This is a genomic window from Clostridium sp. (genome assembly GCF_032552055.1).
In the GTDB taxonomy this organism is placed as follows: Bacteria; Bacillota; Clostridia; order Clostridiales; family Clostridiaceae; genus Clostridium.
The window spans coordinates 1-8,722 of the sequence record NZ_JAWGSV010000127.1 but is presented as its reverse complement, the minus strand read 5'-3'; the positions used below and the strand labels follow the sequence as shown (position 1 = coordinate 8,722).

Sequence of the window (8,722 nt, the reverse complement as noted above, 5' to 3'; positions counted from 1 at the left end):
TTGTTACTTGTATGTTGTATGAAGTTAAAAGTTTAAGAGAACTTGAGTATCCTATAGAACAATATTTTATTTTTAAAACATATCTTTTCTAATAAATCATCCCTAGAAAAGACTGTTCCCCTGTTACTATTTAAGAAATTTAATAAGTCAAATTCTTTTCTTCTTAAAGCAACTTCATTTCCTTCTTTAATTACCCTTCTATCTCTTGGATAAATTTTAATTATTTCTTCCTTCTCCTCTGTAAAATCTTTATCTAATCCCTTCTCTATTCTTCTAAATACAGCCTTTATTCTAGCTAATACTTCTTTAATTTCAAAGGGCTTAACTATATAATCATCGGCTCCAAGCTCTAGCCCTAAGATCTTATCTATAATTTCTCCTCTAGCAGTTAGCATTATAATGTAAGCCTTATTATGAATTTCTTTGCATATATCAAATCCATCCATATCAGGAAGCATTAAATCTAATAATACTAAATCCGGCTTAAATTCATTAAATCTTTCTAAAGCATTTTTACCATTATAAACACTTCTAACATCATAGCCTTCTTTTCTAAGAGCAAAGGTTACTGCATCGTTTATTGAGTATTCATCTTCTACCACTAGTATTTTTTTCTTTTCCATAAAATAAATAATTACCTTTCTTGTATTTCTAATATAGAGTATTTTATATCTTCTTTTATTATAGGCTTTTCTGGATTCTTTTTACTTTCTTCTGAAATTTTAATCTTAGTTAAAAAGATTTTATTACCTTCTTTATTAGCAAGTGGATATGAAAATCTATAACCATCATTATTATTTAATTTGTATATTAAATTAATATTTCCATTCTCAGTAACCTCCCCTAAATACTCCTCATCTTTATAAGATATAAAATAAAACTTAGTATTTTTTAATTGACCTGCTATTATTTTTTCTTTATCAAAATAAATAACTTCCTCAGTTTCAATATCATAAATAGCATTATAATAATCCATATTTTCTTTAGAGTCACTATTTTTAATTTTAAGTAACAATTTATTATTAGATAAATTGCTTATTAAAAAAGGCTCTCTATCATATAAGTTTACTTTATCAGTTTTTATTGTTTTATAATCCTCAAAAGTTATATTATTTTCATCAAACTTAAGTTTATACATTTTACCTATTTCATCTATAGCTATAATTGAATCTAAACTATCATCATAGTAAAAGTTCCTTACTTTTTTCTCATTATTATTTATATAATACTTTTCATTCTTTAAATCTATTATAATAAAATCCCTAGCCTCATTAATTTCATCTTCATCCATAGATAAATATTGAATAATGTGGTAATTATCACTAATTTCACCACTGGATCTAGCAAATTTTATCAAATTATTCTGTATTTTATTTTTGCTTTCTCCAAAGTCTTTAAGTTCAAAAATAGTTTTATTAACTAAATTAATGTAATAATTCTTTATTTCACCTGAGTTACTTGCATCTTGAGCAATTATTCCAGAATCCTGATATCCACCATTACCTTTTATAAAATCAACTTCTTCATTAGTAAGCATTCCTTCTTCCATATTTTTAATAGAATCCGTACTATCCAAATAATATATCATTGTATAATCCTTAATATTTCCACTTCCATCCTTCATCTTAGTTCCATAAAGTATATCACCATCAAAGAAACTAGGTATAAAGACTTTATCCTTATCAGTATTTTCTATATTCCTTTCTGTAATTGTGTATTTCTCTGAAATATTATCCTTTGTGTTTTCATCTAAAATCTTTGTTTCACTACAACCGATTAAAATTGTAGATATTAATAATCCTCCAATTAATGAAATATGTTTTTTCACTGAAAAACCTCCCCTTATACTTTTAATTATATAATAAATGGAAGTTTTTAAAAACTATTGTAAGTTGTTACATAATTATTAACTACTATTCTAATTTTGAAATAAAGTTGATAATTAAATTTTCCAGTGGTATCATTTACTAGGAAAATCTTTAAGACTAGTTGGTAAGGAGGGGATGTAACTTGACTAAAGATATGACTACGGGAAGTCCCGTTAAATTAATTATTACCTTTTCTATTCCTTTACTTATAGGAAATGTCTTTCAACAATTTTATAGTATGGCTGATACTGTCATAGTTGGAAGGATTCTTGGCGTTGATGCATTAGCTGCAGTTGGTTCTACTGGTGCTATGGCTTTTTTAGTTAATGGCTTTGTTATTGGTGTTACTAGTGGATTTGCAGTTTTAGTCTCTCAAAGATTTGGTGCAAATGATGAAGAAGGTGTAAAGAAGTCCTTTGCAAGCTCATTAATTCTATCTGCTATTATGACTATTTTAGTTACTTCAGTTAGTATGTTGTCTGCTAGACCTTTATTAGAACTTATGAACACTCCTGATAATATTATGGGTGACGCCTTATCTTACATAATTGTAATTTATGCTGGAAATATAGCAATTATTTTTTACAATATGCTATCTAGTATTTTAAGAGCCCTTGGTGATAGTAAAACACCATTATACTTCTTAATCATTTCCTCAGTATTAAATATCATTTTAGATATTGTATTTATACTTAACTTTAATATGGGTGTTGCTGGTGCAGCTTATGCTACTATTTTTTCTCAATCAGTTTCAGCAATTCTTTGTGCTTTCTATATAGTAAAGAAATTTCCTATATTAAGTCTTAAGAAAAAGCACTGGAAAGTCAATAAAAATTATATGGTCAAGCAATTAAGAATAGGGATACCTATGGCCCTTCAGTTTTCAATTACTGCTGCAGGTGCTATGGTCCTTCAAGGAGCTTTAAACAACTTTGGATCAAAGATTATAGCTTCTTATACAGCTGCTTCTAAAGTTCAGCAATTAGTAATGCAACCTGCCGTTACCTTTGGTGTTACAATGGCCACCTATTCTGGACAAAACTTAGGAGCTGGAAGAATAGATCGTATAAAGGAAGGTGTTAAAAAATGTACTACTATTAGTATTATAGTTAGTATTGTATCAACTATTATAGTATTTTTATTCGGTGGAGCTTTTACAAAACTATTTATGAGTGGTAATGATTTAGAAGTTATTGCTTACTCAAAACATTATTTAAATACTGTTTCTATATTTTACATACCACTTGGACTAATATTTATTTATAGAAATACTCTTCAAGGTATTGGAGAAAGCTTTGTGCCAATGATGGCAGGTGTAGCTGAAATGATTGCTAGAACTGTTGCTGCTTTTACATTGCCTTTAATAATAGGATTTACAGGTATTGCCCTAGCAGACCCAGCTGCTTGGATAGCTGCTTGTGTACCTCTTATGATAACTTATTACAAAAGAATTGATATTATTATGAAACAAAAAGGAGCCGTATAACTACGGCTCCTTTAAATATCTAGAATTATATATGTAACTACTTTTCTAGTATTATTCCATACATATTTATACCAAGGTTTATTTCTTCTACCTTAGCAAATCCAGCTTCTTTACTTAAACTAATTAAATCCTTACTATCTATTCTACGTGAAAGTGGTGGTCCAAAAGGAGTCTCCCTATTATGAAACTCAACAATAAATGCTCTTCCATCTTTCTTAATTACTCTTTTAATTTCTTTAATCATTTCTTTTTGATTATTTACTTCATGTAAAACTGTTACCATAATTGCTAAGTCTGCTTTTTCAGATTCTAATGGTAAAGTATCTCCAGCAACCTTGGTTGGAATTAAATTTGAAAGTGATAATTCTTTCTTTTTCTCTTCTAAGTATTCTAACATATCATCTGATATATCTAATGCATAAATGCTATTGCTACTAATTTTTGCAGCTATATTTGAAAATAGGCCTGTCCCAGCTCCAATATCACACAGGATCATACCATCTTTAAACCCTAACTTTTCTAATGTTTCTTTTGGGCTAAGTTCATTTATTCTATCTTCACTTTCTAATTTTGATTTCATTTTTTCAACAAATATATTCATTTATTAACTTCCTTTCCTATAAATTACTCTTACTCTTATTATACTTATATTTTTATATTAGTCTATTTAAATATACAAATTTATAAATATTGCAATTTAAAAGCTTTTATTGAATTACATTCCATTAATAATAATTATTGACTCCATCTGAGAATTATTGTAAAATTAATACAAATTAATATTACGTGCTAGGGGTGCCTTATGGCTGAGAGATGATAATCATTAACCCTCTTTACCTGATCTGGATAATACCAGCGTAGGAAAGTCACTTGTATGTTATTAGCGATATTTATATTGGCTATAATGTACCTCCTAGCAAACTTTAGGAGGTATTTTTTTATGACTAATATTTTTAATACTATAAAAGAAGGATTTATAGAAATATTCAAAAACCCTTTATCTATTGCTGCATTACTTGGACTAATGATAGTAATTTTAGCCTTAATTAGCTTCAAGAAAATAAAGCTTGACTCTAAAACTATGGCAAGAATTGGACTAGCTTTAGCCTTAGCTACTATTCTTGATTTTGTTAAGATAATAAACTTACCTAATGGTATAGGTAGTATTAACTTAGGAAGTGTAGTTCCTATAATAGTTATTGCTTTATTTTATGGTGCTGAAATTGGAATGCTTACTGGATTATTATTTGGTCTAATAAACCTTATTATTAGTCCTTATATTGTTCATCCCCTTCAAGTGCTATTTGATTACCCACTTCCATATATGGCTCTTGGATTTGCTGGATATTTTAAGAACAGAAAGCTAATTGGTGCTTCTATTGGAATGTTCTTTAAGTTTATTTTCCACTTTATTTCTGGATTTTTATTCTTTGGACAGTTTGCTCCAGATGGTTGGTCACCTGCTCTTTACTCATTAGTAGCTAATGCTTCTTATGTAGGCAGTAATTTAATAATAGTTATTGTACTTATTCTAATACTGCCTATTGATACAGTATTTAAAAAGGTCTTTGCTGTTTCACAATAGTTTTATATTATTACCACTATATTGTTAAATTTGAGCTGCCGAAAAGACAGCTCAATTAACAATAAAAAATCAATATAGAATATGCCTTTAATCTAGGTAAATTATTACCTCTTACAGTTTCTATTACTTCTAGTCCTGCTACTTTATGATTTCCTATTATATAAAACCTACCTTCCATAGGAGGTTCAATAAACTTATTAATATCATAATTATCTATAGATGTAGCATTAAATATAATATAAAAATTATTTGCATTTCTATTATTAATTTTAATCTTACTTATTTTGTATTTTAATACTCCTACTCTTTCATCACTATTTAAAAAGCTAATCTCTACATTATTTAACTCTTTAGTATTTTCCCTTCTAATTTCTGATATTCCTTTTCTAATTGAAATTAATCCTTTTATATAATTAAATACTTCTCTAAATCTAACTTTATCTCTCCATTTTATCTCATTTATTTCATCTGAACTCTTATAACTATTGCTATCACCTTTTTTAGTCCTTAGTATTTCGGCTCCTCCATGAATAAAGGGAATTCCTTTAGAAAATAAAATTATTGCTAATGCAAGAATATTCCTTCTAACATTTAAATTGTCAAAAACATTATTTTCTTCTATATTTCTATATTGATAATCTTCTATATTTGAATTAAGGCTCTTTTCTATTTGATCCCACAATGTAAAATTATCATGTGAATCTACATAATTTATACTTTCTGTAGACTTACTAGCAAAGGAATAAACTGATCCCTTTATTCCTTCTATAATACTCCAAGCTATTCTTGGATTGTGTGCATTTCCACTTACAAATCCAATTGAAGGATAATTATTTCCTCTTATATAATCTCTAAAACTATCATTAAATATGGAAAACCCTTCATTTCTTTGATCTCCTTTTTTTACTCCATTATTTAAATTAGTATATCCTCCAGCCCAAGGTTCACCGTAAATTATTATATTTTCATTTAAGGAATTAGTATATCTTACAACTTCCTTTATTGTATCTATATCTATTAATCCCATTAAATCAAATCTAAATCCGTCCATATTATAATTTTCAGTCCAAAATTTTACTGAGTCTAAAATTAATTTCCTTACAATTGGCTTTTCTGATGCTAGCTCATTCCCACATCCTGAGCCATTAGTTAATTTCCCTTTATTGTCACTTCTAAAATAATAACCTGGTACAATATTATCTAAGTTTTTAGTGTCATGCATATGGTTATATACTACATCCATTATAAGCCTAATATTATTTTTATGGAGTGATTTAATCATATATCTAAGCTCTATAATTCTATTTGTAGGATTATATGGATTAGTTGAATAACTTCCCTCAGGTACATTATAATTTCTTGGATCATATCCCCAATTTCTATTAAATTCATCATTTCTACTTTCTTCATCTACAGATGCAAAATCAAATATAGGCAGTATATGTAGATGAGTTACTCCAAGTTCTTTTATATGATCTATACCCGTCTTTACTGAAAGTTTATTTTCTTTGTAAAAAGTTCCCTCTTCTACTAAACCTAAATACTTTCCTTTAACTTCATTTGTTACCCCTGATTCCTTACTTATAGTAAAGTCTCTTAAATGCATTTCATAAATTATTATATCTTCTATGCTTTCTAATTTAGGCCTTTTATAGTTATCCCATCCATAGGGCTTTGTTTCACATGAGTTTATATCAATTAAATATCCCTTATCACCATTTATAGAAACAGCAGTTGCATATGGGTCTACTGCATAAGTAACTTTTATATATTCCTCACCTTTTAAATTTAAATCTTTAAAATATAGTCTATATAAATAATATTTCTTATAAGAATAACTTTTATTTATATTAATAGAATAACTACCATATACCTCTTCCCTATTCATATTAACTATCATAAAGGCTTCCTTATCATACCAATTATGATATAAGCAAAGCTCAACTTTAAATGCTGTAGGAGCCCATATCCTTAAATTTATTACTTCTTCTAATAAACTAATACCAAGCTTTAATTTAGATGTATTATATTTATTTAGAATATTCCTAAGTAAGACTTTAGCTCTGCTATAATATTTATCTGCTCTAATTTCTAATAAATCATAGGAAGATAACTTAAAATCTAAGTTATAGAATCTAACTTCTTTATCTTTTTTATTTATTAAACAGTTTATATTCTTAATCTCTTTATTGTTTTTATATAAACTAAATTTAATATCATCTAGTGGCTCTTTAGATAAATAGGCTCTTATTTCATTGTTACTATCCATAATTGCTTTTTCTATTCTTGGATTAATATGTGGAATAACTTCACTTAAATTATCTATAAGCTTATCTTCTCCGTAAATTATATAATAGCTTTTAGCTTTATTAGGTACTATAAAGGTAGGTGTTTGTTCTACCCAATTGTTTTCTATACCATTATAAAAATTCCTTAGCCTAGCAATAACATTTTCTTCTTTAACTTCTGAATAATAACTTATGTCGCCTTTGTTTTTTAGTTCCAAGCTGTATGAAAGTTTATTTTGAGAAAAGACCCAAAAATCCCATAAATAATTATCTCCAAAATATTTATTATCACTTTTAATAAAATGTATTAATGGATTCTTTACTTCTTTATTTATTACAGGGAACTCTCTCTCCTTTCTTGCACCAGTCTTTAATTCAGCACATAAAACTTTTAAGGTCTTAATATCTTTAATCTTATTACTAACCTTTAATATATTTCCTTCTAAAGATATCTCTTTACCTTTATAATTTATATCCCAAACCACATCTACTAATTCTAAAATATCAAATTCCTTTTTTCTCACTGCAATTAACTCAATATACTGTTCTAAATATATTTCATTTGTGCTTGCTCTTATTTCCAAATTACTATATTCTAATTCTTTCATATAAAAACCATCCAAAAGTTTATCATTATATTATATGTTTAAATTTTATTATTGACCCTTTTATAAAATCCTAACCTATATAGTAATATTTTATTGATTTATTGATTTTGATGTGATATCATTTATTTTATTAGGGAATGAAGTACTCCCTTGACTTTTGTCTAAACCGCTTATTAAGCTAATGACTTCTGCATTTTGCAGAATCATTAGCTTTTTTTAATACAAATTTTAGGAGGTAATTATGTTAACCAGTATTGCACTTATTATTTTAATGGGACTATCCCTAGCCTTTATTTTTGATAAATTAAAGCTTCCAAGACTAATTGGTATGATTTTAACTGGAATAATTCTAGGTCCCTATATGTTAAATGTTTTAGATCCTACAATATTAAATATTTCTTCAGAACTAAGGCAAATAGCTCTAGTAATAATTCTAACTAGAGCTGGTTTAGCCTTAGATATAAAAGATTTAAAAAAAGTTGGTCGCCCAGCAATTTTAATGTGCTTTGTTCCAGCTGTTTTTGAAATCCTTGGGTTTATTATCTTAGGCCCAAAATTATTAAATTTAAGCTTTTTAGATTCAGCAATTTTAGGAACAGTTATAGCTGCTGTATCTCCAGCAATTATAGTTCCGAGAATGATAAAACTTATGGATAAAGGTTATGGAACAAAAAAGTCTATTCCCCAATTAATATTAGCTGGTGCATCTGTTGATGATATTTTTGTAATTGTACTTTTTACATCATTAACTAGTCTTGCAAAATCAGAATCAAGTTTTTCTTTAAATGTATTACTTCAGATACCTATTTCTATTATTCTTGGTGTCTTAATAGGAATAGTAATTGGATTAATTTTAATTAAACTTTTTAAAGTTATTCATACAAGAG

7 protein-coding genes and 2 riboswitches are annotated in these 8,722 nt (G+C 27.3%); of the genes, 3 read left to right on the top strand and 4 right to left on the bottom strand.

Annotation, left to right across the window (positions count from 1 at the left end):
* Positions 1–32: 32 nt before the first annotated feature.
* Positions 33–623 (bottom strand): response regulator transcription factor, encoded by a 591-nt coding sequence (locus E6248_RS09695; RefSeq protein WP_316340611.1) that lies wholly within the window; start codon positions 621–623, stop codon positions 33–35.
* An 11-nt stretch (positions 624–634) separates the two neighbouring features.
* Entirely contained in the window at positions 635–1,828 is a 1,194-nt protein-coding gene (locus E6248_RS09690) for a hypothetical protein (RefSeq protein WP_316340610.1), read from the bottom strand.
* Positions 1,829–2,010: 182 nt separating this feature from the next.
* Here E6248_RS09690 and E6248_RS09685 point away from each other — a divergent pair, with 182 nt between their 5' ends.
* On the top strand, positions 2,011–3,354 hold the full coding sequence (locus E6248_RS09685; protein ID WP_316340609.1) for an MATE family efflux transporter: 1,344 nt from the start codon (positions 2,011–2,013) through the stop codon (positions 3,352–3,354).
* Positions 3,355–3,391: 37 nt separating this feature from the next.
* On the opposite strand, the gene E6248_RS09680 is transcribed toward E6248_RS09685, so the two are convergent.
* A complete protein-coding gene (locus E6248_RS09680) occupies positions 3,392–3,955 on the bottom strand; it encodes a methyltransferase domain-containing protein (RefSeq protein ID WP_316340608.1) in 564 nt (187 codons plus the stop codon).
* Positions 3,956–4,135: 180 nt separating this feature from the next.
* Positions 4,136–4,236, top strand: a riboswitch (TPP riboswitch).
* 58 nt (positions 4,237–4,294) lie between these two features.
* Here E6248_RS09680 and thiT point away from each other — a divergent pair.
* Complete coding sequence (thiT, locus tag E6248_RS09675; protein ID WP_316340607.1) at positions 4,295–4,939, top strand: energy-coupled thiamine transporter ThiT; 645 nt, start codon at positions 4,295–4,297, stop codon at positions 4,937–4,939.
* Positions 4,940–4,994: 55 nt separating this feature from the next.
* Here the strand turns inward: thiT and pulA are convergent, their stop codons facing one another.
* Complete coding sequence (gene pulA / locus E6248_RS09670; RefSeq protein ID WP_316340606.1) at positions 4,995–7,835, bottom strand: type I pullulanase; 2,841 nt, start codon at positions 7,833–7,835, stop codon at positions 4,995–4,997.
* A gap of 124 nt (positions 7,836–7,959) precedes the next feature.
* Positions 7,960–8,033: riboswitch (Fluoride riboswitch) on the top strand.
* 43 nt (positions 8,034–8,076) lie between these two features.
* On the opposite strand from pulA, the gene E6248_RS09665 reads away from it, so the two are divergent.
* The coding region (locus tag E6248_RS09665; protein ID WP_316340605.1) for a cation:proton antiporter at positions 8,077–8,722 on the top strand (646 nt) is incomplete at its 3' end.

Coding starts and splice junctions, on each gene's coding strand:
- E6248_RS09695 (WP_316340611.1), bottom strand. CDS start 623: ATGGAAAAGAAAAAAATACTAGTGGTAGAAGATGAATACTCAATAAAC.
- E6248_RS09680 (WP_316340608.1), bottom strand. CDS start 3,955: ATGAATATATTTGTTGAAAAAATGAAATCAAAATTAGAAAGTGAAGAT.
- thiT (WP_316340607.1), top strand. CDS start 4,295: ATGACTAATATTTTTAATACTATAAAAGAAGGATTTATAGAAATATTC.
- pulA (WP_316340606.1), bottom strand. CDS start 7,835: ATGAAAGAATTAGAATATAGTAATTTGGAAATAAGAGCAAGCACAAAT.